Origin of the sequence: Arthrobacter alpinus (assembly GCF_001445575.1) — a bacterium.
Classification (GTDB): Bacteria; Actinomycetota; Actinomycetes; order Actinomycetales; family Micrococcaceae; genus Specibacter; species Specibacter alpinus_C.
Map to the genome: position 1 here is coordinate 1,807,284 of NZ_CP013200.1, position 23,739 is coordinate 1,831,022.

The 23,739-nt window shown below is 62.1% G+C and carries 21 protein-coding genes; 16 read left to right on the forward strand and 5 right to left on the reverse strand.

Features of this window, described 5'->3' with window-relative positions; genetic code table 11:
* From AS189_RS07970 to AS189_RS07995, 6 genes are all read left to right on the forward strand, one after another.
* Entirely contained in the window at positions 1-396 is a 396-nt protein-coding gene (locus AS189_RS07970) for a DUF202 domain-containing protein (RefSeq protein WP_062287243.1), read from the forward strand.
* A gap of 92 nt (positions 397-488) precedes the next feature.
* Entirely contained in the window at positions 489-1,421 is a 933-nt protein-coding gene (locus AS189_RS07975; RefSeq protein ID WP_062287246.1) for an aquaporin, read from the forward strand.
* Positions 1,422-1,535: 114 nt separating this feature from the next.
* Positions 1,536-1,910 carry an SdpI family protein gene (locus AS189_RS07980; protein WP_062287249.1) on the forward strand — a complete coding sequence of 125 codons (375 nt, stop codon included), beginning with the start codon at positions 1,536-1,538 and terminating at the stop codon, positions 1,908-1,910.
* Positions 1,911-2,052: 142 nt separating this feature from the next.
* Positions 2,053-3,243 carry an exonuclease SbcCD subunit D gene (locus AS189_RS07985; protein ID WP_062287252.1) on the forward strand — a complete coding sequence of 397 codons (1,191 nt, stop codon included), beginning with the start codon at positions 2,053-2,055 and terminating at the stop codon, positions 3,241-3,243.
* Positions 3,240-6,386, forward strand: a complete 3,147-nt coding sequence (locus tag AS189_RS07990) for an AAA family ATPase (protein ID WP_062287255.1) — start codon at positions 3,240-3,242, stop codon at positions 6,384-6,386. Before AS189_RS07985 ends, AS189_RS07990 begins: the two co-directional genes overlap by 4 nt.
* A gap of 158 nt (positions 6,387-6,544) precedes the next feature.
* Positions 6,545-7,774: an MFS transporter gene (locus tag AS189_RS07995; protein ID WP_237760004.1), complete on the forward strand. Its 1,230-nt coding sequence runs from the start codon at positions 6,545-6,547 to the stop codon at positions 7,772-7,774.
* A 12-nt stretch (positions 7,775-7,786) separates the two neighbouring features.
* Here the strand turns inward: AS189_RS07995 and AS189_RS08000 are convergent, their stop codons facing one another.
* Both AS189_RS08000 and AS189_RS08005 read right to left on the reverse strand, forming a co-directional pair.
* The gene (locus AS189_RS08000; RefSeq protein WP_062287257.1) at positions 7,787-8,617 is read right to left on the reverse strand and encodes an alpha/beta fold hydrolase; all 831 of its coding nucleotides are present in this window, start codon (positions 8,615-8,617) and stop codon (positions 7,787-7,789) included.
* 129 nt (positions 8,618-8,746) lie between these two features.
* Positions 8,747-10,144 (reverse strand): amino acid permease, encoded by a 1,398-nt coding sequence (locus tag AS189_RS08005; RefSeq protein ID WP_062287260.1) that lies wholly within the window; start codon positions 10,142-10,144, stop codon positions 8,747-8,749.
* 294 nt (positions 10,145-10,438) lie between these two features.
* Here AS189_RS08005 and AS189_RS08010 point away from each other — a divergent pair, with 294 nt between their 5' ends.
* From AS189_RS08010 to AS189_RS19835, 6 genes are all read left to right on the forward strand, one after another.
* A complete protein-coding gene (locus AS189_RS08010) occupies positions 10,439-11,179 on the forward strand; it encodes an NUDIX hydrolase (protein ID WP_062293236.1) in 741 nt (246 codons plus the stop codon).
* A gap of 59 nt (positions 11,180-11,238) precedes the next feature.
* Positions 11,239-12,651, forward strand: coding sequence for a quinolinate synthase NadA (gene nadA, locus AS189_RS08015; RefSeq protein ID WP_062287263.1), 1,413 nt, complete (start codon positions 11,239-11,241; stop codon positions 12,649-12,651).
* Positions 12,648-14,492 (forward strand): L-aspartate oxidase, encoded by a 1,845-nt coding sequence (gene nadB / locus AS189_RS08020; protein WP_062287266.1) that lies wholly within the window; start codon positions 12,648-12,650, stop codon positions 14,490-14,492. The genes nadA and nadB overlap by 4 nt, the downstream gene beginning before the upstream one ends.
* The gene (nadC, locus tag AS189_RS08025; RefSeq protein ID WP_062287269.1) at positions 14,489-15,418 is read left to right on the forward strand and encodes a carboxylating nicotinate-nucleotide diphosphorylase; all 930 of its coding nucleotides are present in this window, start codon (positions 14,489-14,491) and stop codon (positions 15,416-15,418) included. Before nadB ends, nadC begins: the two co-directional genes overlap by 4 nt.
* A complete protein-coding gene (locus tag AS189_RS08030; protein WP_062287272.1) occupies positions 15,415-16,602 on the forward strand; it encodes a cysteine desulfurase family protein in 1,188 nt (395 codons plus the stop codon). The genes nadC and AS189_RS08030 overlap by 4 nt, the downstream gene beginning before the upstream one ends.
* Positions 16,603-16,741: 139 nt before the next feature.
* A complete protein-coding gene (locus AS189_RS19835) occupies positions 16,742-16,882 on the forward strand; it encodes a DUF1540 domain-containing protein (protein ID WP_129587195.1) in 141 nt (46 codons plus the stop codon).
* Between the two features lie 14 nt (positions 16,883-16,896).
* Here AS189_RS19835 and AS189_RS08035 read toward each other — a convergent pair whose 3' ends face one another.
* From AS189_RS08035 to AS189_RS08045, 3 genes are all read right to left on the reverse strand, one after another.
* Complete coding sequence (locus AS189_RS08035; protein WP_062287275.1) at positions 16,897-17,478, reverse strand: GtrA family protein; 582 nt, start codon at positions 17,476-17,478, stop codon at positions 16,897-16,899.
* Positions 17,479-17,596: 118 nt separating this feature from the next.
* Positions 17,597-18,430, reverse strand: coding sequence for a fumarylacetoacetate hydrolase family protein (locus AS189_RS08040; RefSeq protein WP_062287288.1), 834 nt, complete (start codon positions 18,428-18,430; stop codon positions 17,597-17,599).
* A gap of 95 nt (positions 18,431-18,525) precedes the next feature.
* Positions 18,526-18,828 (reverse strand): hypothetical protein, encoded by a 303-nt coding sequence (locus AS189_RS08045; protein WP_129587196.1) that lies wholly within the window; start codon positions 18,826-18,828, stop codon positions 18,526-18,528.
* Between the two features lie 11 nt (positions 18,829-18,839).
* Between AS189_RS08045 and AS189_RS20985 the strand changes: the two genes are divergently transcribed.
* The 4 genes from AS189_RS20985 to AS189_RS08060 all read left to right on the forward strand — a co-directional run bounded on the left by AS189_RS20985 (position 18,840) and on the right by AS189_RS08060 (position 23,733).
* Positions 18,840-18,968, forward strand: coding sequence for a hypothetical protein (locus tag AS189_RS20985; RefSeq protein ID WP_272946742.1), 129 nt, complete (start codon positions 18,840-18,842; stop codon positions 18,966-18,968).
* A gap of 566 nt (positions 18,969-19,534) precedes the next feature.
* A complete protein-coding gene (locus AS189_RS08050; protein ID WP_062287294.1) occupies positions 19,535-21,034 on the forward strand; it encodes a M20/M25/M40 family metallo-hydrolase in 1,500 nt (499 codons plus the stop codon).
* Positions 21,035-21,238: 204 nt separating this feature from the next.
* Positions 21,239-21,493 carry a hypothetical protein gene (locus AS189_RS08055; RefSeq protein ID WP_129587197.1) on the forward strand — a complete coding sequence of 85 codons (255 nt, stop codon included), beginning with the start codon at positions 21,239-21,241 and terminating at the stop codon, positions 21,491-21,493.
* A 71-nt stretch (positions 21,494-21,564) separates the two neighbouring features.
* Positions 21,565-23,733, forward strand: coding sequence for an HNH endonuclease signature motif containing protein (locus tag AS189_RS08060; protein ID WP_062287300.1), 2,169 nt, complete (start codon positions 21,565-21,567; stop codon positions 23,731-23,733).
* Positions 23,734-23,739 lie beyond the last annotated feature (6 nt).

A 23,739-nucleotide genomic window follows, 5' to 3' on the forward strand; every position in this document is an offset into this window, starting at 1 on the left:
ATGGCTCCCTCGCCGGCACCTGTCAGGGACCCCGGGCTGCAACCCGAGCGCACGGCATTGTCCTGGCGCCGCACCGTCATGAGCGCCGTGGTGGCCAGTATTCTCATTTGGCGCGGCTGGTTCCATTCGCTGAACGGGGGCGGGGCTGGTGGCCATTTGGCCGCTGGCGACAGCGCCCAAGCGGTGGGTCTAGGTATTTGCGCCGCCATCGCCTGCCTGACCACCATCACCTTGGTGGTGTGTGCGGTGGTCCGGATCCGGTTGCTCCATGCCGGTGTTGGCGCCCTCGAGTCCGAGCATCACATTGGCGTTCCGACTCTTATATTACGTACAGCTTCGACCGCTATAGTGGCTCTGGCTGCAGCCACTGTGTGTGCGTTGGCGCTCGGGATGTAACGCGCTTCCCTGAAAGCCGGCCCCCGTCTCACAGTGCCTAGTCTCACAGCAGCCCCACATTTTTTGTTACCAATGCGAAGGATTTTAACCTCATGACTTCATCCGGAACGGCCACGGCCCCGGTGCAGGCTTACCCGCTCATTACGCGCATCGCCATTGAAGGGCTGGGCAGCTTTTTCATTGTGTTCGCTGGCCTGGGCACGGCACTGTTCAGCCCGGCCGGTTCCGGGGCAACCATTGGCTTCGCCTATGGCTTGGCGATGGTGGCTGCCATTATTTCCTTTGGCCACGTCTCCAACGGTTACTTCAACCCGGCATTTTCCCTCGGCATGGCCGTTGCTGGACGCCTGAAGTTCTCCGCAGCGGTGTTCTACATGGTGGCTCAGACGGTAGGCGCCGTCTTGGCCTCGGTGGTCTGGCTGGCCATGATGAAGGTTATGCCCGCCGGCGCCACCCCTGAGACACCGCAGCTTTTCGGCGCCCTGGCCAATGGCTTCGACGCACATTCACCCTCGCAGGTGCCCATGATTGGTGTCCTGATCGTGGAGCTAGTCGCGGTCGGCGTCCTGACGGCCATGCTCCTCGGCGCTACCTCGGCCCGCAATAAGACCACCATGGGCCCCATAGCTATTGGTCTGGCCTTCGCCGTGGCCGTTGCCATCACAATGCCGCTGAGCAACGGCTCACTGAACCCGGCCCGCGCCACCTCGGTAGTCTTCCTTGCTGAGTCGTGGGCCGCCGGACAGCTGTGGCTGTTCTGGCTTGCGCCGCTGTTTGGTGCAACCCTGGCTGCCGTCATCTACCGCGCCTTTGCACCGTCACAGTTGTTGACCGTGTCTGAACAAGTGCCTGATTCAGTGCCTGTAACAGTGCCTGCAACGAACGGCATCGTGGCTCCTGCCGCCACCGAAGCTCCCATTGCTGTTGCCGCCACCGAAGCCCCTGTTAATCCTGCGGCCACCACGCTGGCCAAGGACACAGGAATCGACGACGCCCAGGCTTTCTTCGACGCACCCAAGAAGTAGTCCACGCCGGTCTCAGTCCGGTCTCAGGACTTTCATACCGGCATTGACCGGCGGCAAGCGGGGTGAAATCCTCCCGTGCCGCCGGTCATTGTTGTTTGGGGTTAGGGTTGCAGGATGCTGATCTTTTCCTTGCTTCTGCTGGCCGTGTGTTCACTGGGCATGGCAGCGTTGACCCATGCGTGTGCGCTCGGCAAGATCAGGGTCAACCCTCTCGTGGGGATTCGGACAAGCAAAACCATGGTCGGCGATGTTTCATGGCGGGCCGGGCACGCTGCAGCGGTTCAACCCATGTGGGTCAGTGGGATCGCAGCGGCCGCCATTTCGCTGGCTGGTTTGCTGTTCCTGGACGCCCCCGGAACCCAAATGGTCATGGTGGTGCTGGCCTGCGCGCTGCTGGTGATGGCAATTGTGTACGGGACCAAACTGGCCAACGTGGCCGCCGTCGAAGCGCTCATCGTGGAAAAACCACGCCGCGGCAGCAACCGCTAAATCTGGTACTCAGCCAGCCGGTACTCAGGAGGCGGCCAGGCCCGCAACGATTGGCTCCAGCAGCTTCCCTGCACCTCACTTCTGTGTGGTCCCCAAGTGCGCGTGGTCAGCGAATGTCGGTACCCTCCGATACCTTGGAAGCATGAAGCTTCTGCACACCTCAGATTGGCATTTGGGACGCTCCTTCCACGGCGTTGGAACCCTGGCGGCGCAACGGCGCTTTGCCGACCAGCTCCTTGACACCGTCACGGCTGAAAGTATCGACGTGGTCCTGGTGGCCGGTGATGTGTATGACCGTGCGCTCCCCAGCGTTGACGTGGTGAACCTCTTCGATGACATCCTGGCCCGGCTCAATGCTGCCGGCGTGCAGGTGATTGTCACGAGTGGCAATCACGATTCCGCCACGCGGCTCGGCTTTGGTGGACGGCTACTGGAGAGCGCCGGCGTTCATTTGCGCACGCGCATAGCCGATCTGGCCACACCCATCTTGCTCCCTCTGGACGGGCAGGCTGGCGGAGCAGACAGCGGTGTAGACCGCGGGCCCATACTTGCCATTTACGGCATCCCCTATCTGGAGCCCAGACTGGTCGCAGAAGAATTGGGTGTAGAGCACGGCACCCATTTCAGTGTGACCGAGGCAGCCGTGAAGCTCATTGTTGCGGACCTCGCCACTCGTCCGCCCGGAACTCCGTCCGTTGTGCTCGCCCACACCTTTGCCAGCGGCGGCATCACCTCGGCCAGCGAACGTGAACTGTCCATAGGCGGCGTGGGTGCCGTTCCGCTGGACCTCTTTGACCCCTTCAGTTACACCGCGTTGGGCCATCTGCATGGCCCGCAGCGGCTGAGTGAGTCCGTTCGATACTCCGGATCACCCCTGCCGTACTCCTTCTCCGAGGCCGCTCACCACAAGGGTGCCTGGCTGCTGGAGATCACCGAGGCGGGATTGGGCAAGGTCACCAAGGTGGACTGGGCTCCCGAACGGGCCCTGAGTATTCTCAAAGGTAAGCTCGAGGATCTGCTGGCCGAGGATAAGTGGGCTCTGGATGAGGCCAATTACTGCCAGATCACGCTGACTGACAATGACCGCCCGGAGCTAGCCATGGAGCGGCTACGCAGCCGCTTCCCGCACACCTTGGTGCTCATGTTTGACCCTGAAATTGCCCGCGACGCGAACAAGCAAAGTTACGGATCCCGAATCGCTGCGGCCACGGATGAGCTGGAATTGTGCTGTGGATTCCTGGACCATGTGCGTCACCGCCCCGCGAACGACGACGAACAACAGCTCTTGCGCGCAGCCTTGGCTTCCGCACGGGAAGAGGAGGCGGCACGATGAGAATCCATCGTTTGGAGATCCAGGCTTTTGGTCCCTTTGCCGGACGGGAAATCATTGATTTTGATGTGTTGGGCGCCCAGGGGCTGTTCCTGCTCAATGGATCCACCGGAGCCGGAAAAACCAGCATTCTCGATGCCATCGCGTATGCACTCTACGGGCAAGTCCCCGGTTCCAGAGCCGGCAGCACGGGCCAGCTGCGCAGCCACCATGCAGCCGATGGTGTGGCCCCTGAAGTGGTGTGCGAATTTACTGCCGGTGGCCGCCGGCTTGAAGTTCAACGCAGCCCCGAATGGATGCGGCCCGTTAAACGTGGAACCGGCACTACTCGCGAACAGGCAAGCACTCAGCTGCGGGAGAAGACTGACGCGGGCTGGGAAGTGAAATCAACGCGTAACGATGAAGCAGCCAGCGAGATCCATCAGCTCCTGGGCATGAACATGGCCCAGTTCACCAAGGTGGTTCTGCTGGCCCAAGGTGATTTTGCTGCGTTCCTGCGCGCCACGGCCGCTGAACGCCAAACCTTGTTGCAACGGCTCTTTGGCACCGACATATATCAGGATATTGAAGTTCGCCTTGCTGCTGACTCCAGAGTGGCACAGGCCGCCGTGGCAGCAGGTCTCGGTGCCTTGGAAACCGCAGAGCGGGTGGCACGGAGCCAAAGCGCGCAGGTACTGGCACACGAGGCTGAGCATGCCGCGAGTGCAGCTGCGTTGAAAAGTGCAGATCTGGAAAGCGCAGACCCGGATAGTGCAGGGCTCTCAGAGGACGGCGCCGTTGCCGGACCGCCCACTAGCGAGCTGCACGGACTGGAACTGTTTGCCGTCCTGAAACAACAGCTGGCGCAGGCCGTCGCCCGCACCGGAGCTCACGCCGAACAAACCCGGGACCAGACCGAAGCGCTGGTGCAGCTAGTCAATGCCGCACAAAGCCGGCGGAGTCGGCACATGGCGCTGGCGGCAGCGCTCGCCGAGCAAAGCCGGCTGAAGGATCTGAGCAGCCAAGAGGTCAAGTGGCGAGAGCAGCAGGACCGCCACCACCAGGCCCAGGTGCTGTCCGCCGTCGTGGGATCTGCAGCCAAGACGAACGTGGCGCTTGATCAGGCGCAGTCCCGGACTGATGCTGCGGCAGCCGGTTTCGACGCCAATGAGGTAGCCGGTGCAATCCTTGGCAAGGATGCGGCCAGTGCTACCGCGGCCGATTTGGAAAGCCTGGACCGTGAGCTGACCAAGCAACTTGCCACCGTTGATGCAGCGCTGCCCGATGAAAAGAAGCACCAGCAAAAGAGTGAACAGCTGGTTCACGATGAGGTAGCGCTGGCAGCGGCGCACACACAACAGCAGCTGCAGGGCGCGGCTGTGGCGGTCGCGAAAAACCGGATTGTGGACGTCCAGACTCGTCAGAACGAGTTGCGTGCTGGTAGCCAGAATGTTGAGCAGCGTGCTCAAAATGCCAAGGATGCTGCCCAATTAGTCGCCACCATCGAGGAATATCGCCACCACAGCACCGTGGTGGAACGGCTGGTCCTGGCCGAGACCGGGGCACGCGAGCACGCCGTCGCTGCCAAAGAGGACTGGCTAGAGGCGCTCAACCAACGCCTCAACCAGGCCGCCGGCCAGTTGGCGGAAATTCTGGTGGACGGGGAGCCTTGCCAAGTCTGCGGCAGCACCGTCCACCCAGATCCTTCGCCGCTGGCCGGAACCGGTGCCGATCTAGTCAAGGCGGAGAAGGCAGCTAAGAAAGTCTCAGACACCGCGGAAGCGGACGTTTCTACTGCCCGCACCAGACTGTCCGAGGCGCGAAACACCCTCGGAGTGTTGGCGGAACGCGGAGGTGCCGGCGACCTTGCACAGGCGCGTGCCGCCGTCGTCCTTAAAGAGCGCGAACTCCACGATGCCACGGCCGCGGTGGCAGAACTGGCAGCGTTGGACGCCGAATCAACAGCACTGCACAGCAGCGTTGAGCTGGCGCAAGCGGCCGTTACCGCGGCAGCTGAAGATGCCGCGTCGTTGACTGCTGGGCAGGACGCCCTGACCAGAGAAATCGCAGCTCTGGCCGAGCACCTCACAGTGGTGCGTGCCGGATACCGCTCTTTGAACGAACGGCGGCAGACGCTGTCCGGGGCTCAGGAACCCGGGGACGCACTGCTCGTGGCCTTGCGCCAGCAGGCAACGGCGAAAGCCGCGGCTCAGGAGGCCGCCGGCTCACTAGCGGAGGCCTTGGCTGATTCTGCATTTTCCGATGCGACTCAGGTGCGGGAGGCACTGTTGGCTCCTGCCGAAGCGGCCGCCGTAGAACGGCAGATCAAGGACCATGCCCAGGCGGTTGCCGTCAACATCGCCAGGCTGGCTGACCCCGACGTGGTGCTGGCCACGGAGGAAGCACAAGCGGGTGTCACGGCTCCGGACCAGAACTCCGTGGCGCAACTGGTGCAGGAGGCTGCTGTGGCCAAGGTCGCGGCGGAAGCCGGTGCGTTGGAGTGGGGGATGGCGCGCAACGCGGCTGCGCAGTTGCATGAGAGTGAAGCTGACTTTATTGCCTTGGAGGAAAAGGTGGGCCCCTTGCGGGATCGGGCCCAATTGCTGGCAGGACTGGCCGAGGCTGTACGTGGGGGAGGGGACAACAAATACAAGATGACGCTCAGTAGCTACGTGCTCGCCGCGCGGCTGGAACAAGTGGCTCTGGCAGCATCGCTGCGTCTGGCCACCATGAGCGATGCCCGTTACACCCTGCGGCACAGCGACGCGAAGAAAGGCAACCAGAAATCTGGGCTGGGCCTTGAAGTGGTGGACGAGTGGACGGGAATCAGCAGGGATACGGCCACGCTGTCCGGAGGAGAATCGTTCATGGCGTCACTGTCACTGGCGCTGGGGCTCTCCGATGTGGTGCAGCAGGAATCCGGCGGTCTGGACATTGAAACCTTGTTTGTCGATGAAGGCTTTGGCAGCCTCGATGAGCAAACTCTGGAGCAGGTCATGGACGCCTTGGAGGGGCTGCGCGATGGCGGACGAATGGTGGGGCTGGTCAGCCACGTTGCCGAGATGAAGCAGCGCATCCCGTTGCATCTGCATGTTCACAAGGGACGCAACGGTTCCACCGTGGAGCTGAAAATGGCGGGGGCACAGGCCGGGGCAGGGGCTTCCTGAACGGGTAGACTTGCGAGGTCCTTACCTGACGAAACCGGTGTCTAGAACCGGCACAGGCCAGGACACAAGATTTCGTGAAAGCAGTTTGCCATTACCTCGTCATTAGAAAACCCGTCCGCCCCTGAGCCTAAGGGCGGACGGTATTCCCTTCTGCCCGCTTGGCTGGCGCTAGTTACATTCCGTTGGGCCTCTTTGCCCGAGTTCCGTTGGCCATGCTGACCATTGGTGTCTTGACGATGGTTACCCAGGTGAGCAACTCTTACGCCATTGGTGGTTTCGCCGCGGGGGCCATTGGCTTGGGAGCGGCCGTCGGTGCTCCGTTTGTGGGCTATTTGGCTGACAGGCTCGGACAGAAGCACGTGTTGTTGGTGGCCGCCGTTGTCAACGCACTCCTGGTGGGAGCTGTGGTGCTGCTGGCTTATGCGCTGCTGCCGAGTGACGGGGCACGGTTGGCCGACGGCGCCACGCTCGTGGTCTTGTTCGCTGCACTACTGGCCGGAAGCACCTCACCACAGGTTGGCCCGCTCTCCCGCGTCCGGTGGATGGCGTTGAGTAAGAAGCTTCCCGCGAAGGAGCGGGGCCCGGCCGTGGACACCGCACTGTCCCTTGAAGGTACCGCCGATGAAGTGACGTTCGTGCTGGGGCCTGCACTGGTGGGCTTGCTGGCATCGCTGCTGGCTCCGTGGCTGCCGCTGGTCTTGGCCGCCGTGATGACAGCCGTTCTGGTGAGTCTTTTTGCTCTCCACCCCACAGTGGAGGCGGTGGGTCCCCGCATGGCGGCCAGCAGCACCGTGGGCAATGCCGGCTACGTGACCAAGGAGAAGCCCAAGTGGCTTCTGGTGGCGGTTCCTGTGGTGGGAATGCTCTTCATGGGTACCTTTTTTGGTTCGGCCCAGACAGCTTTGACGGCCTTTACCGGAGTTCACGGATCAGTGGATCAGGCGGGCCTGATGTACGCCATCATGGGCTCCAGCTCCGCAGTGACCGCGTTGTCGGTGGCCTACTGGCCGGAGAAATTTAGCTATGTGTGGCGCTGGGTCCTGTCCGCCGGATTAATGGCCGCCGGTTCGGCAGCCTTCTTGCTGCCCACCTCCTTGGGGCAAATGGCGTGGGTACTGCTGCTGGTAGGCCTCTTTGTGGGGCCAGTGATGGTCTCGATCTTCAGCGTGGGCAGCAAGGTTGCCCCGCAGCAGTGGATGGGCACCGTCATGACAGCCCTGTCCAGCGGTATTGTCGCCGGAACAGCTTTGGGCTCGGCAGTGTCAGGTTCCCTGGCCCAAAGCGTGGGATATTCTGCGGCGTTCGTGGTCCCGCTTGCAGCTGCGAGTGCCTTGTTCGTCCTTGGCCTGGTTTCGGCACTGGTGCTGCGGCGCCGTACAGCCAGCTAGATTACTGGCCCGCTATAGGGTGGGCCCATTCAGGAAGCTGAGTGCCGCATCCTTGAACTCACGCGAGGTCACCGTGTTGTTGTGGTTACGCCCGTCAATGACCACTTGCTGCGCGTTGGGGCTTAGCTCAGCAAGCCGGTTCATGGTCCGGGCCCTCTCATCGAGGCTGCCAGCGACCAATAGAATGGGCATGCGCGGAACAGCATCCGTGGGGTCAAAAGGTTCCATTTTCACGGCCTGAATCAGTGCCAGCAGGGCGAAGATGTCGTTGGACGGGATCAGCTGAGCCATGTTCAGTAACCAGGCGGTGGACTCGTCGGCAATGGGTGTTCCATCGTTGAGGAAGTCCTGCGCGGCGCCGAGATCAAAATCCGCCAGCGGATCCTCTGGGTTGGGTCCGCCCAGAACAATTTTTCGCACAAGCTCGTGTTGGGTGGCCCCAAATTCCCAAGCCAGGCGTGCTCCCAGCGAATAGCCGATCAAATCCACGCCGCTGGTGGGATCGCCCGCGCGCAGTGGATGGATGCCGGTATCAATGAGTATCTGGAGCAGGTCGGCCCTGATCTTCCCTGGTGTGTAGGAGTCAAGATCATAGGGTGCGGCGCTGTGGCCGTGCCCGGGCAAGTCAACGCTGATGACCCTGCGCCCGGCCTGATTCAGGGCCTTGACCCAGCCAGTCTTGACCCAGTTAAGTTCAACAGATGAAGCGAAGCCGTGAATGAGGAAGACCGGGGGCAGGGGAACAGGAACCGCGGCGTCGAAAACCACCACATGGAGCCCGGCTTGGGCGCCTTCGATGTTGTGCGGAGATACCTCAGCGGCGTGCTTACCTGGGGAAGACATGGGGCGAACCTTTCCCGCGGCGGGCTGTGCCGCCGTCGTAGCTCAACCATAGCGAAAACCACGGATGACTGTGGCACGGGCACGTCCATAATGCAGGAGTGTTACCGATGCTCCTTCACAGATGCAGGGCTACTGGCCCGCTGCCTGGCGCCGCTTCCGGAGTAGGGGAGCGAGCCAGTTCAGGAGGGCAATCACGGCGATCAAACTGAAAGTGCTGATCAGCTGGCTGCGGCTGACGGGATCGCTGAAGCCCACGACGAAGATGGCGAGCAGCAGGACCAGTCCGGCAAGGGTGAGGAAGGGGAAGCCGCGCATGCGCATCGGCAGGGCCGTGCCGTCCTTATCGGCTCGGCGACGCAGGATGAACTGGGACAGCAGGGCCATTCCCCAGACCACCAGACAGGTGGACCCCACCAAGTTCAGCAGGACCACCAGGACGGTATCGGGGTAGAACAGCTCCCACACAACGGTGATAAAGCCGAATGCCACGGAGATGGTGACAGCTGCGACCGGCACCGAACGCTTGTTGGTGCCGTTGAACAGCCGTGGAGCCTCGCGGCGTTCGGCCAGCGAGTAGATCATGCGCGAGGCACCGTACAGGTTGGCATTCAGAGCTGAAAGCAAGGCTGCGACGGCGACCAGCGTGATGGCGGTGCCGGCCCACGGCAGCCCGGCATAGTTCAAGACACCGGCGAACGGCGAACTCAGCGCATCGCTAGTCCACGGCAGTACGGCGGCAATGATGAAAATGGAGCCTACGTAAAACACCAGGATCCGCCAGACCACGGTGCGGACGGCGACGGTGACGCTCCGGGAGGGGTTGGCGGTTTCGGCGGCAGCGACGGCCACGATCTCAGTGCCGCCAAAGGCAAACGCCACAATGAACAAAGCCGAAGAGATGCCCGCCATGCCGGTGGGTGCGAACCCGCCATTGTTGAACAGATTCCCCAAGCCGGGAGATGTGGTGCCGGGGATCAAGCCCAGCAGCAGCGCCGCGCCAAATGCTAGGAACAGCACAATGGCTGTGACCTTGAGCAGTGAGAACCAGAACTCAAATTCGCCATAGTTCTTTACGCTGGTCAGATTCACCGCCGTGAAGACCACCATGAAGATCAGTGTCAGCGCCCACGCCGGAATCACCGGCCAGACGGTGACGAGCAGGTGGGCGGCACCTAAGGCTTCGGCCGCGATCACCACCACGAGTTGCAACCACCAAAGCCAGCCGACGGTGGCGCCGGCAACCTTGCCCATGGCCTTCTCGGCGTACACCGAGAACGCGCCGGAGTTGGGGTTAGCCGCAGCCATCTCACCCAGCGCCCACATGACCAGGATGATCAAAGTCCCGGCCACCAGGTAGGAGATCAGCACCGCAGGCCCGGCCTTCATGATGCCCTCGCCCGAGCCCAGAAAGAGTCCTGCGCCAATGGCGGATCCAAGCCCCATCATGGTCAGCTGACGCTGCTTGAGTGAGGTGCCTAAGCCAGGTTTGGCGGGCGCGGCCTGGGTAGGGGCAAATTGGTGGGTCATGAAAGGGGTGGCCTTCGTTAGTGGAACCGTCGGAATGCTTGCCGCGGACGTAGTGCCGCGGACTTGAGTTAGACGCTGGGAAACTGTGATCCCTGTCAAGAATTATCCACCATGCCATCAGCGGTCCCAACTCAAGCACCGGAAGCCAGCGATGAGAAACGCTGCCCATGGGTGGCCACTTTTCTGTGGCTCTGGAATAAGCGGGATTTGTTTCGAGGCTCGGTGGCGTCGTAGAATCAGTTGTAGTCACAATGACTCTAACTGAGGTTGAGAACAAGAAAGTGGGTGCTGGGCATGGAGCGAACCCAATTCGTGGCAGCTGCAAATGTCAGCGAACGCCTGGCGCAGCCGCCTGCCCTTGCCATTTCCACCGTCATCTTCGCCCTTCGGCCCAGTGCTGAAAGCGGCCGCCCCACACTGTGCCTGCCCTTGGTTCGACGCATTCGCGAACCGTTCAAGGACCTGTGGGCGCTCCCTGGTGGGCCCCTGACGCAGGCCGATTCCCTGCAAGATGCCGCGGCCCGCAATCTGCAAGACACCACGGGTCTGGCGCCCAACTACCTTGAACAGCTGTACGCCTTTGGTGGTCTGCACCGCTCGCCGAGCCAGCGGGTGGTCTCGATTGTGTATTGGGCGCTGGTGCAATCAACGCAGGCGGAGCTGGCACAGGAGTCCGAGAACGTGAAGTGGTTCCGAGCCGACAGGCTGGGGGAGCTGGCGTTCGATCACAATGAGATCGTCGATTACGCCCTGTGGCGGCTGCGGAACAAGATGGAATACGGCACCATTGCCTACCATTTGCTCGGTGAAAAATTCACGCTGGCGCAGGTGCGTGAAGTCTATGAAGCCGTTCTGGACCGCACCGTTGACCCAGCCAACTTCCGCCGCCAGCTCAAGCAAACGGCCCATATTGAACCCACCGAACAGTTCCTCCAAGGTGGCAAACACCGTCCACCGCGCCTGTACCGCTACACAGGAATCGATAGTGGAACTAACGGCACCGGTCCTTCACAACATCCCCCGTCCCGTCTCTAACCGCTCCCACTCACAAATCACTCCCACTCTCTTTTTGCCTCACCCTCTTGGAGTAAGCCATGTCATCCGTGAACACCACCCTTCAGCTCATCAGCCGTGAACAGGCCGAAGCGGCCCAACGCGAGCTTCAAAATACCGCCCAGCAGCCAGGCTTGCCGGGCCGCGCGCAGGAAAGCTGCGACGATGATCTGGCTAAAGGCCCGTGGGAATTCGACCTGGCCGAAGCTCTCGCCGGCACCCCTGGCTACGGCCCCGGCGCCTCCAACGAGGACAAGGCTCCGGCTGCCACCCCGGTGCAGGGCCAGTTGCCGCAAGAGTACAGGGACGCTTCCGACGCCGATCTTGAGTCCCGCATTCTCGCCGCTAAGGCCGAACTTGGCGAACGCGTCGTCGTCCTGGGGCATTTCTATCAGCGCGATGAGGTGGTGAAGTTTGCCGACTTTGTGGGGGATTCCTTCCAACTCGCCAACGCCGCCAAGACCCGCACCGAGGCCGAGGCAATTGTCTTCTGCGGTGTGCACTTCATGGCGGAGACAGCTGACATGCTCTCCGGCTCACATCAGAGCGTGATTTTGCCTAACCTTGCCGCGGGCTGCTCCATGGCGGACATGGCTGATCTGCCGTCCGTTGAAGCGTGTTGGGCCGAGCTGGAGGCACTCTACGGCACCGAGCCCGACGTCGATGGCCGGGTTCCAGTTATTCCCGTCACCTACATGAATTCCTCGGCAGCGCTGAAGGCATTCTGCGGTGAGCACGGTGGGATTGTGTGCACGTCCTCGAATGCCTCGACTGTGCTGGAGTGGGCGTTTGAGCGCGGCCAACGGGTGCTGTTCTTCCCCGATCAGCACCTGGGCCGCAACACGGCCAAGGCCATGGGCGTGCCGCTGGTGGAAATGCCGCTCTGGAATCCGCGACTTCCGCTGGGCGGGAACAGCGCCGAGATCATGGACAACGCCAAGGTGGTGCTGTGGCAAGGTTTCTGCTCGGTGCACAAGCGGTTCACGGTCAAGCAGATTGAACAGGCCCGCGTGGACTTCCCGGGCGTTCGCGTCATCGTCCACCCGGAATGCCCCATGGAGGTGGTGGACGCGGCCGACGAAGCGGGCTCCACCGACTACATCCTCAAAGCCATCCAAGCTGCCCCGGACGGGACCACCTTCGCCATCGGCACGGAGATCAACATGGTCAACCGGCTCGCGGCGCAGTACCCGCAGCACACCATTTTCTGTCTTGATCCGGTTATCTGCCCCTGCTCCACCATGTACCGGATCCACCCCGGTTACCTGGCCTGGGTCCTTGACGGGCTGCTGGCCGGCGAGGTCCGCAACCAGATCACCGTCCCGGAGGCCACCGCCGTCAACGCCCGCATTGCGCTGGAACGGATGCTCGCCGCCAAGCCACAGCCTAAGACGGCACAGCCTAAGACTGCACAGCCCAAGATGGTGCAGCCAACCACAGCCGCACGCGCATGAGTAACTCGCATCTGGTGGTTGTGGGCAGCGGCATTGCCGGGCTCTACGGTGCGTTACTGGCTGCCGAGGCGGGGTCTCGGGTAACGCTGCTGACCAAAGGAACGCTGGCACAGAGCAACACCCACCAGGCTCAGGGCGGCATTTGCGCCGTGCTCGCCGAGGGTGAGGCTGCCCCCGGAGATTCCGTGGAGGCGCACATTGCCGATACCCTCAAGGCCGGAGCCGGACAGTGCGATCCCGAGGCCGTGCGCATCCTGTGCACCGAGGCAGCCGCCGACATCGCGGCCCTCGAACGCTTCGGTGTGCGCTTTGACCGCGATGCTACGGGACACCGTTCTCTGGGTTTGGAGGGAGCTCATTCGGCCGCTCGGATCCTGCACGCTGGAGGGGACGCCACGGGGGCAGCCATCGCCAATGGGCTGATCGCCGCCATCCGGGAGCAGGCCGCACTGGGTCTCATCACGCTGTTGGAGAATTGCTTCGCCACCGAGCTGCTTGCCATTCCCACTGATGTGCCTCTGGAAGCGCCTGCGTCTGACGCGCACGACGGCGGGACTCCGCCCCAGGCTGTCATCGCCGGCATCGCTTACCTGGACGCACATGATGTCCGCCAGACGTTGGACGCCGACGCGATTCTGCTCGCCACCGGCGGTGCCGGACAGCTCTTTGAATTCACCACCAATCCGCAGCTTGCCACGGGCGACGGCGTGGCCCTCGCGTGGCGTGCAGGCGCAGTGCTGGCCGATCTTGAATACTTCCAGTTCCACCCCACAGCGCTCGCGGTTGGCGAGAACTTCCTCATTTCCGAGGCCGTGCGCGGCGCTGGTGCCGTGCTGCGCGACACTAAAGGTGAGGCGTTCATGGCCCGCTACCACCCGGAAGGAGATCTCGCCCCGCGTGATGTTCTCTCCCGTAGCATTGCCGCTCATCTGGCAACCCTTGCGGAAAACGCCCGGTCTGCAGGCGAAGCAGAAGGTCCAGCGCACGTCTTCCTCGATGCGAGCGGCATCGAGGAGGCCAACGGTGCCGGATATCTGGCCCGCAGGTTCCCCACGATCGACGCCGCCACCGCAAGTCTCGGCTTCGACTGGCGCCACGACTGGCTCCCCGTGGCCCCCGCAGCGCACTACTGGATGGGTGGTGTGGTCACCGATTTGCTCGGCCGCACCACCATCCCGGGGCTCTACGCCGCCGGCGAAGTGGCCTGCACTGGCGTTCACGGCGCTAACAGACTCGCCTCCAACTCGCTGCTGGAAGGCCTCGTGTTCAGCCGCCGCGCCGTGGCCACCTTCACCTCCTCGGCTCATGGGGCCAGGACCGGCCATCTGTCCCAGCCCGCCACCCAGCCACAGCCCGCCACACAGTCACAGCCTGCCACGTCCGACGGCGCCACGGCCCTTGAAGGAATCCGGAGCCACCCTGCCGGGCTGGGCCGCGAGACGCTGCGCCATCTGATGGGCCAGTACTCCGCGGTAGTGCGCGACGCTTGCGGATTGCAGCAGGCCGAAACCGCCCTGCAGGCCGCGACGTCACATGAGCAGGCCTCCCTGCACCGGGCCGGCTCGGCGCCCGCGCAAGTCTCGGTTCACGAGCAAGACGCTGCACATGAGCAAGCCTCTGCGCGCCAGCAACTCGAGGACCAGAACGTCCAGCTCGTGGCCGGACTCCTGGTCCACGCAGCATTGGCCAGGGAGAACTCCGTGGGTGCGCATTACCGCACCGACTTCCCGCAGGGCCCTGGACTATCAGCCCCACACCCATCCCGAGACTCCAACTACTGGGTCAACCCCGACGCCCACTTGACCACCATCGAACCCCAGCGTGAAAGCGAAACAGTATGAACGCCGTCGTGCCTGTCCTGAAAGAAACGCCAACCCGGACACTGCCGCAGCTGCCGCGCACAGCAGTGGAGGAGATTCTGCAGCGCGCCTTTGCCGAGGATGCACCCTACGGAGATATCACCTCCGCGACACTGCTGCCGGCCGATGCCATGGCCACGGCGTGGCTGGTGGCGCGCGAACCCGGTATATTCTCCGGCGGTGAGGTGTTCCGCGCTGCCATGGTGATGCAGGACCCGGACGCCCGGGTAGAGCAGTTAGTGGCCGACGGCGCCACCTTCGAGGCCGGCGAGCGGCTCATGACCGTCAGCGGACTGGCGCGGGCTGTGCTGACGGGGGAGCGGATCGCGCTGAACCTGACGCAGCGGATGAGTGCCATCGCCACCCAGACAGCCGAATATGCGGCACTGATCGCCGGCACCCGCGCCCGGGTCACCGATACTCGCAAAACCACCCCCGGCCTGCGCATCCTGGAACGCTATGCCGTGCGCTGCGGGGGCGGGCACAACCACCGCTTCTCGCTCTCCGACGCTGTGCTGGCCAAAGACAACCACCTGGCCGTGCTGACCGGCGGCGATCATGGCAAGCTGACCGCTGCGCTCGCAGGCGTGCGTGCCCAGCTGCCGCACACCGTGCACTTTGAGGTTGAAGTGGACTCGATCGAGCAGATCGAACCCGTGCTGGCGGCCGGCGTGGACACCATCATGCTGGATAACTTCAGCAACGCCGAACTCGTTCAGGGCGTGGAGCTGATCAACGGCCGGGCGCTGGTCGAGGCCAGTGGCAATGTGAACCTCGCCACCATCGCCGGGATCGCGCGCACGGGGGTCGACATCATTTCCGTAGGTGCCCTGACCCACAGCGTCCGGGCGCTGGATCTTGGCCTGGACATTGCCGTGGAGCTCCAAGGATCCGTGGAGTTGCCGTGATCTTCCTCGATGCCGCCGCCACCACGCCCGTTCGGCGCGAGGTCATTGAGGCCATGTTCCCGTTTCTGACCAATCAGTTCGGCAACCCCTCCAGCCACCACGAGCTGGGGGAGCTTGCCGCCACTGCACTGGCTAGTGCCCGGGAACAATGTGCGACGGCGGTGGGCGCCCATGCAGAGGAGCTCACCTTCACCTCGGGAGGGACCGAGGCGGACAATCTCGCCTTGAAGGGCATTGCGCTGGCCCGCCGTGCCGGCAACCCCCGGCTGAACCGGGTGCTCATCAGTGCCATAGAACATCCCGCCATTGTGGAATCGGCCGACTTCCTGCGCCGCGTTCACGGCTTCGAGGTGGAGCTGATTCCGGTGGATGGCTTTGGGGTGGTGGATGCTGAGGTTTTTGCCGCCATGCTGGCTGGCCCCGGCGTGGCCGTGGCCTCCATCATGTATGCCAATAATGAGGTGGGCACGGTTCAGGACATCCCCGCACTAGCCGCGCTCGCAACAGCTGCGGGCGTGCCGCTGCACAGCGACGCCGTCCAGGCCGCGGGCTGGCTACCGCTGAATGTGCATGAACTGGGTGTCACGGCGCTGAGTATCTCGGGCCACAAAATTGGCGCACCCAAGGGCGTGGGACTGCTCTACGTCAAGGGTGGAACCCTGTACGAGCCGCTGATCCACGGCGGAGGGCAGGAGCGCGGTAATCGCTCCGGCACCGAGAATGTGGCGTTTGCTGTCGCCCTGGCTACAGCGTTAGGGATGGTTGAAGCGGGGCGGAGTGCCGCCGTCGAACGCGTCACGGAACTGCGGGAGGACTTTATCCGGCGCATCCTGGCGGACATCCCCGCAGCACAGTTGACCGGGCACCGGAGCCGCCGGCTGCCCACTGTGGCATCGTTTTGCTTCCCGGGAACCAGCGGCGAATCGGTGCTGCTGGAGCTGGAACGGCGGGGGATTGTGTGCTCCTCGGGATCGGCCTGTGCGGCGGGATCGGATGAACCGTCAGCCGTGCTCAGTGCCATGGGCATTGAACGGTCTGTGGCACAGACGGCGCTGCGCTTCAGCTTCGGCAGCGAGGTCACGGAGCAGGCGCTGGCCACGGCGGCCACGGAACTGGCGGCCGCCGTCGAACGGATGCTGCGGCTGGGGGATGGAGCGGCGACGGCCCATAGGGGTCAGGAGTGAGAGTGCCTGCACTGTGGCCCTTGCGGGCTGCGGGACCCGAATTCCGGCACTAAATTGGCACTAATGAGTGAGCTGGTTTCGGGCGTACGGTGGGAAATATTAGGTCATCGGGGCTGGGTTCAGAACCTTGGAGAACGCCATGACAGTCGCTGTCCCCGTCACCGAATGTGCCGTTGCCAACTGCTCATTCAACGATCACACCCATTGCGGTGCCAGCTCGGTACGAGTCGGGCCAGGGGCAGACAACGCCGATTGCCTCACCTACGAGCACAGCAGCTGATCCAGCGAGCGACCTTAAGAGGCTGCGCCGTCGTTGCTTGTGGCACCTGTTGAGCCGGCGCCGTGCCGTACCCGGCGGAACACCCAGATCCGGAGCAAAACGAATCGGGTCACGGCCGAGGCCACATTGCCGAGCACAATGACCACAAGTTCCACCGTGATTGAGGCGCCGGGGGACACGTGGTGCAGCACCCAGAGGCTGCCCGTTGTCATGGCCAGCGCCAGAAGCATGACCCCAACCCCGCGCTGCTGATCGCGCCACCACATGTGGCTCGTGTGCAGGCCAAAACTGATGCGCCGATTCAAGTCCGTATTTAACACGGAGCAGAGCACCAGCGAGATGGTGTTAGCCCACTGCGTCCCCACGGATGGGCGCAAGGCGGCAAAAATCGTCATTGAGGTGACTGTGCAAATCACGGCGACTGCCGCGAATCCGCGGAGTTGTTTTGTGAGTGCTGGCTTGCTGCGCAACCATGCCAGTAAAGTCTCCGGGAACTTCCCGGATAACCGTTCCGAGGGTGCAGCGAAGACCCCGCGCACCGCGCCCGAAGGGGCGGTAGACACGGGGGCTGAGTCCGGGATCTCTGCTGTGCTCATGTGGTTTTCATTTTGCCAGTTAAAAGTGTCAGCTTCCAATGCACTGCATGGGAGCTGACTGTGAAGCCGGTAGCTGCGGATGAGTGCGCTACCGGCTCCACAGGTGATTTCAGAGAGTTTAGCGGCCCGCAATAACGGGGTTGCGGAGTTCGCCTATGCCTTCCACGCGGGCGATGACCTCATCGCCGGGATTGATTTGGCGGCACTCTGCCGGGAATCCGGTCATGATGACATCGCCGGGCTGCAACGTCATGAAGGCGCTCAAGTAGACCAGGATTTCATCAACACCCCAGCCCAGATCGTCGCTTGAGGCGGGGGTAAGCTCGGTGCCGTTGTGCACAATGCTGATGGCCACGCCGCGGTCCTGCAGGCCAACAACGGTCCACGGGCCCAGCGGAGTGAAGGTGTCGGGGCTCTTGGCGCTGATCCATAGTTCGTCAGATTTCTGGGCGTCCCGAGCTGAGACGTCGTTGCCGATCGTGAAGCCGAGGATGGCGCTGCGAGCCGTGTCCAGAGTCAGGTGCTTTGCCGTGCGGCCAATCACGATGGTCAGCTCGGCTTCCGGGTCAACGTAACCAACGGTAGGACTTAGTTCAATGGCATCGCCGGGGCCAACCACGGAGCTGGCAGCCTTGTGGAAAGCCTGCGGGGGAAGGGCCCGACCGGGGGCTCCGGTGTTGTGCGCCATACCAAGAACGTTGACGGGGGTGCAGGGGGCCAGGAACGTGAACTGGTCATCGCTCACGGTATCGCCCAGAGTCCAGCCAGTGCGGGCGGCACTGTTCTGGTTCGCAGCCGAGGCAGGGAAGGGGGTTTCCACGATCTGCCAGACGCGGCCTTCGGGGCTGTCAAAGTCCGCGGCGTCGTTTCGGACGAAGAACTGCTCGGCTAATGGCGCCGCAACGGCGTCTAGTGGGCGGACACGGGCAAGGCGATACGGCGCAGTAGTCATGAGGACATCCTACCTCCTGCTGCGGAGGGTTGGCAGTGACGCGCTGGTGGGCCTGCGTTGGTCCCTATTCGGTTCTCGTTGATCCCTCATCGGAGCTATTCATCCAGATTTCCGCTGATGACTTCTAGTGCCAAGGCCTTGGCAGCCGTAGCAACCTCGGCCAATTCTTCCGACAAGGCTGCGATGAGACCCGCCATCAGAATGGTTTGCGGGATTCTGCTGGTGACAGTCACTTCTTCACGAAAACTCAGGTCCCCCATGCCCGCCACGAGCGAAATGTCCGCCATGGCGGCCAAGGGGGAACGCGCAAACGCCGTGATGGACACGAGCGTTGCACCGGCGTCCTTGGCGGCCTGAGCCATGGGTTTCACCGAGCTCGTCACGGCGTCGGGGGTCAAGGAGCGCAGCCATGGTGGTGACAGCCTGGCCCACCTGCACAAAGGTGTCACCCACCATGCCGGCGGTGCCCACCACTTTGGGCCGCTTTCTGGGTGTGCGCCAAGAACACGGCAGCCACCGCCCGCTCGGCACGCAATAGGGAGGGACAGGCTGAACGGATATTGGCCACAACGTGGCTAAGAGGATGCTCAGTTACTAGCTAACTTTTCTGTGATCGGTCGGCGCCAGTAGCGGAAATTATCTGCGAAACATGTGCAACTTCTAAGGCCCCCAGGTCAAAAACCACCTCGGGGCTAATGCCCCTTATGGGTGGTTCCGCTGCATGCTCGACGGCGGCACGGAAGCCAGCGCGTTGATCGTGACTACCCATGGCATAGATGGCCACGGCACCGTGCCGGGACGCAAAGTCGCGGGTCAGCGAACGCAAGGTGCAGTTGGAAGCCGGGGATCCGTCGTCGGAGACGTCCTAGGAAAGGACGACCAGGTCCAGGGGACCGGCGTTCTCAAAAGCGGCAAGCGTGTCACGGTATGCGGCTACGGTATCGACCACATCTCTGGTGCAGCGCGCCCCCGTTCACGCAGTGCTTACATAAGAGTTCATTTTGGGTCCGGAGCGGCGCGATTCGGGCGCTCGCAGACACTGGGGCTGCGCTGATTCTCGCGGACACGGGTAGCAACGCAGGCTTGTGGCATAGAATCCGTGACATGCCTACAGGATCAGCCAAACCAATTAATCGTGCAGTGGCGGCAGCATTGACGGTGGGGGCGGCCGGAGCAGCAGCGTTCATTGGTGCCCGGGCCTTCCGTGCTGGGACCACCATGCCCGCGGGGGACTTTGGGGCCACCATGAGTTCGGCGGAAATCGGTGTGGAGTACGCGCAATCCGCGGCGGACCAGCTGAGTGAATTGATCACGTACCGCACAGTATTCTCTACTGCCCGCGACCAGATTGAACTGGAGCAGTTCACCGGATTCATTGATGCTTTGGCGCGATTTTACCCAATGAGCCACTCCGCGTTGAGCCGGGAGCTGGTCAACGGCCACGCGTTGTTGTTTAGGTGGGCTGGCAGCAGGGCTGATGCGGCGGAGCGGCCCACAGTGTTGATGGGCCATTACGACGTGGTGCCAGTGGATTCCCGTGACAACTGGACATACCCGGGCTTCTCAGGGCATCAGCATGATGGTTATGTTTGGGGCCGAGGTGCTCTGGATGACAAGGGTGCTGTGGTGGTGATCATGAACGCGGTTGAATCTCTGATTGCTGAGGGGTTTACGCCTGCGCACGACGTTTATCTGTCCTTTGGAAACAACGAGGAAACCGCCGGTGACAGTGCCCAAGCAGCCGTTGCTTTGCTGGCCTCCCGGGGCGTCAGGCCTTGGCTGGTGCTTGATGAGGGCGGCGCTGTAGCGCTCGACGCATTTCCTGGATTGAAGGTTCCCGCTGCCGTCATCGGGGTGGCCGAGAAGGGCATCCTGGATTTGGAATTGCTGGTGCGGGGAGCTGGAGGGCATGCGTCCACGCCGCCGCGGATGGGCGCCACAGCGCGCCTGGCGCAGGCCATAGTGGCGCTGGAAGAATCGCCGTTTCCGGCATCCATGCCGGATGCCATAGCCGAAATGATGCGGCGCATTGGAATGCGCAGCGGGTTCGCCACGCGGATTGTGACTGAGAACCTGTGGGCATTCAAACCACTGCTGACTCAAGTGTTTGGCGTGCTTGGCGACGAAACCCGGGCCCTGACGCGAACCACAGTGGCCGTGACCATGCTCGAGGGTAGCAAAGCATCAAACGTCCTGGCGTCTGCAGCCCGTGCCAATGCGAATATCCGGATTGCTGTGGGGGAGAACATTGAGTCTGTGGTGGAACAGATTCGGGACATCATTGATGATCCACGAGTGGAGCTCAGAGTGATTTCAGGGCACGATCCCTCACCCGTTTCTGCATTCTCGAACGAACAATTTGCGCTGTTGAGCCGCGCGGTTTCGGCGTCCTATCCCGATGCGGTCGTGACGCCCTATATTCAGACCGGGGCCACCGATTCGCGGCACTTCACTGCCATTTCGCCAGCTGTCTACCGGTTCTCACCGCTGCTGATGGATGGCTCGGACCGAGGTTCACTCCACGCCGTCAATGAACGGGTTCGGATCAGCTCGCTGGGCGCCGGTGTGGTGTTTTATCGAGAACTGGTGAAGGGGCTGGGTTAGCAGCCGAAGCTCCCCACGGGAAATCATCCACAACTACGCACGGCGCAGCGGGCCTGACACGGCGCAGCAGAGCTGAGGCTCAATTTCACCGATTATTGGGGGCCTCGAAGTTGTTTATTCCTCCACATGGCTCCTAGCGTCCAAGATATTCACAATTGGCTGTATTCAGCCCAAAATATCAGTGCCTTCTTCTAGAATATATGTATGGACACAGCGGCAAGGATGCCGGGGAAATCGGCGTTCGATTCAACAGATTTCAGAGTTGGGGATCATGTTCACCAACTTCTCAATCTTGCCGCAACCCTAGTCCGGGCAACCACCACCATTACCGCTGCCGCTGATGCCCGAGCCGCCGAAACCGTGGTTTTGGAAGATCGGAGTTCCGGCATTTCTGTCTCATCCACTGCTTTTGGTGATGCATCGCCGCTTCCCGAGGAAATGCCCTTGGCCTCGATTTAGGATCGCTTTCTCAAGCCGAGCTTGGACGTTGGTCGCAGGACCTCGAGCAGCTTGGCCGATTCCAGCAGGCCATGTCGGTGCAGGCAGCTGGTGAAACCGCTCAACGTGTTGCGGCTGGCCGGTATTCGGCAACTGGCGCTCACGGGGCCGTGGAGCTCCTCGTCCAGTCGCTAAGGATCAGTGCAGCCGAGGCCAGACGCCGGATTGGCTTAGCTCAGAATTTGTTGCCAGCCCGGGATCTCATCACCGGAGAACTAGCTCCCGCCGCGGCGCAACCGGTTCTGGGCGATGCTTTTTTCAAAGGGCAACTCTCGGTGGAACAGGCCGCGATGATCAGTAAGTTCGTGGCAGAAACCAGTGGGCTACTGAAGGATGATCGGATTGACGCCGAGACGTGCCACGATGTTGAGGAAACTTTGGTGGAGACCGGCCGGGAGGAAGGCCCTGATTTTCTGCGGCACGCAGGGAACCGGATCATGTCGCTTCTTGATCCCGACGGACAAAAACCCACGCCAGGAGACCTACTGGCAAAACAAGGCCTATTTTTCCGAAAGCCCCGCCGCGGATTGATTCACTTTGATGGGCATATGACGATCGAGCAATACGAGAATCTCATGGTCGCTATTGGCACCGCCACGAATCCCAATAAGCACAAAGACATCAATGACACTAACCCCTCCCACATCAGCCCCACCGAAAACCCTGTGGCAGGTACTAGCTCTAGCAACGGTTCTGCTGGGAATGGTTCCGGAGATACGTCTGGAACTGATTCTGGAACGGGTAGGCACGGCAACTGCGAACACTCCCAGAAAAGCTCCGTGGACAGCTCTGAGGACAGCCTTGAGCGAAGCCCCGACATAAGTTCCTCGGGAGATACTGCGTCTTCAGTCGTGAGGGCTGACCCAGGTGCTGATGCTGATAGTGGAGTTGGCCAGGAGGCCCAGGTTCAAGGAGATTTGTTTGACCAGCTGAACGGGATCTTTGGACTCTTCGGCCAAGCAGCAGCTCCAGCCTCGAACTCGCCGAACTCTCCGAACTCTCCGCCAACGCCTGATGGGCCGGAAGAGCAGGAAGCTCCGGCTATACAGGAAGCGCCGGAAGCACCGGAAGCACCAAACACTTGGGGTGCACCGAAGCCGCGGGGTGGGCCAGGTATTTCGGGTCAGCCGTGGCGGCGAGCTTTGGAGCCGTGGGAGGTCCCGCCTTGTCCGTCAAACGCGCCACCAGACGCTGTAGCCCCGATCTATGAAGGCGATACGTGGTTTTGGTTCGCTCAACCCGCCACGGCCACTCAAGGTTGGGCCGTTCGCGAAGAATCCAATGCCCCATTCATGGCGACCCTAGAACCTGAAACGAAGCAGACGGATGATACTGGCGCTTCTGCGGGTGGCTTGTTCAGCAACAGTGGCCTGTTCAGCAGAACTGGTCTGTTCGGCAACAGCGGCCCGCTCATTGACCAGGATCCCGGCGGCTATGCCGAAGGTGTTGCTGGCGGTATGGGAACCGGCTGTGCCGAAGGTATTGGAAGCGGTGCTGGTGGTGCCAGGGAAGCCCGGGTCGTTGAGGGTGTGCGGATCCCGGTCCCTGGATCGGGTGAGATCCTTGATGGTTTGGACAGTAATGACCCTGACAGTACCGACCCCGTCACCAAGGACACCCGCACCTACGGGCAGAAACTGCTGGACGGACTCCTTGATTGCGTGAAGCTCGCAGCCCGCACCGACAATCTGCCACTCAATGGGGGATTGAAAACTCAACTCCTCATCACGGTCAGCCAAGCCGATCTTGATCGTCACGATGGGACCGGCACAGCCTTCACCACTTACACCGGGCCGGTACCGTTGGCGTTGTTTGAACAGTCCTTGTGCGATCCCGAGATCACTCGGATAGGCATGGGCCACGGGCAAGAGATCCTTAGCCTGGGGCGAACTCAGCGCCTGTTCACCCCAGCCCAACGAAAAGTTCTCCTCGCCCGGGATCTAGGTTGCTCCTTCCCTAACTGCACGGTTCCAGCGCCGTGGACCGAAGCCCACCACGTAGTCCCTTGGCAAGAAGGCGGAGAAACCAACCTCGAGAACGCTGCACTACTCTGCAGCCATCACCACACCACGATCCATCACAGTGATTGGACCGTGGAGATGATTGACGGAACTCCGAGCTTCACGGCTCCGTACTTTATTGACCCCAGCCAAACACCGCGCCGCAACCGCTACCACCGGTGCCTCACGAAGAAGCTGTGAGGCACC

What these genes read in the sequence shown, in the direction of transcription:
- AS189_RS07970 (WP_062287243.1), top strand. Translation starts at nt 1, where the DNA reads ATGGCTCCCTCGCCGGCACCTGTCAGGGACCCCGGGCTGCAACCCGAG.
- AS189_RS07975 (WP_062287246.1), top strand. Translation starts at nt 489, where the DNA reads ATGACTTCATCCGGAACGGCCACGGCCCCGGTGCAGGCTTACCCGCTC.
- AS189_RS07980 (WP_062287249.1), top strand. Translation starts at nt 1,536, where the DNA reads ATGCTGATCTTTTCCTTGCTTCTGCTGGCCGTGTGTTCACTGGGCATG.
- AS189_RS07985 (WP_062287252.1), top strand. Translation starts at nt 2,053, where the DNA reads ATGAAGCTTCTGCACACCTCAGATTGGCATTTGGGACGCTCCTTCCAC.
- AS189_RS07990 (WP_062287255.1), top strand. Translation starts at nt 3,240, where the DNA reads ATGAGAATCCATCGTTTGGAGATCCAGGCTTTTGGTCCCTTTGCCGGA.
- AS189_RS08000 (WP_062287257.1), bottom strand. Translation starts at nt 8,617, where the DNA reads ATGTCTTCCCCAGGTAAGCACGCCGCTGAGGTATCTCCGCACAACATC.
- AS189_RS08005 (WP_062287260.1), bottom strand. Translation starts at nt 10,144, where the DNA reads ATGACCCACCAATTTGCCCCTACCCAGGCCGCGCCCGCCAAACCTGGC.
- AS189_RS08010 (WP_062293236.1), top strand. Translation starts at nt 10,439, where the DNA reads ATGGAGCGAACCCAATTCGTGGCAGCTGCAAATGTCAGCGAACGCCTG.
- nadA (WP_062287263.1), top strand. Translation starts at nt 11,239, where the DNA reads ATGTCATCCGTGAACACCACCCTTCAGCTCATCAGCCGTGAACAGGCC.
- nadB (WP_062287266.1), top strand. Translation starts at nt 12,648, where the DNA reads ATGAGTAACTCGCATCTGGTGGTTGTGGGCAGCGGCATTGCCGGGCTC.
- nadC (WP_062287269.1), top strand. Translation starts at nt 14,489, where the DNA reads ATGAACGCCGTCGTGCCTGTCCTGAAAGAAACGCCAACCCGGACACTG.
- AS189_RS19835 (WP_129587195.1), top strand. Translation starts at nt 16,742, where the DNA reads ATGACAGTCGCTGTCCCCGTCACCGAATGTGCCGTTGCCAACTGCTCA.
- AS189_RS08035 (WP_062287275.1), bottom strand. Translation starts at nt 17,478, where the DNA reads ATGAGCACAGCAGAGATCCCGGACTCAGCCCCCGTGTCTACCGCCCCT.
- AS189_RS08040 (WP_062287288.1), bottom strand. Translation starts at nt 18,430, where the DNA reads ATGACTACTGCGCCGTATCGCCTTGCCCGTGTCCGCCCACTAGACGCC.
- AS189_RS20985 (WP_272946742.1), top strand. Translation starts at nt 18,840, where the DNA reads ATGGTGGTGACAGCCTGGCCCACCTGCACAAAGGTGTCACCCACCATG.
- AS189_RS08050 (WP_062287294.1), top strand. Translation starts at nt 19,535, where the DNA reads ATGCCTACAGGATCAGCCAAACCAATTAATCGTGCAGTGGCGGCAGCA.
- AS189_RS08055 (WP_129587197.1), top strand. Translation starts at nt 21,239, where the DNA reads ATGGACACAGCGGCAAGGATGCCGGGGAAATCGGCGTTCGATTCAACA.
- AS189_RS08060 (WP_062287300.1), top strand. Translation starts at nt 21,565, where the DNA reads ATGTCGGTGCAGGCAGCTGGTGAAACCGCTCAACGTGTTGCGGCTGGC.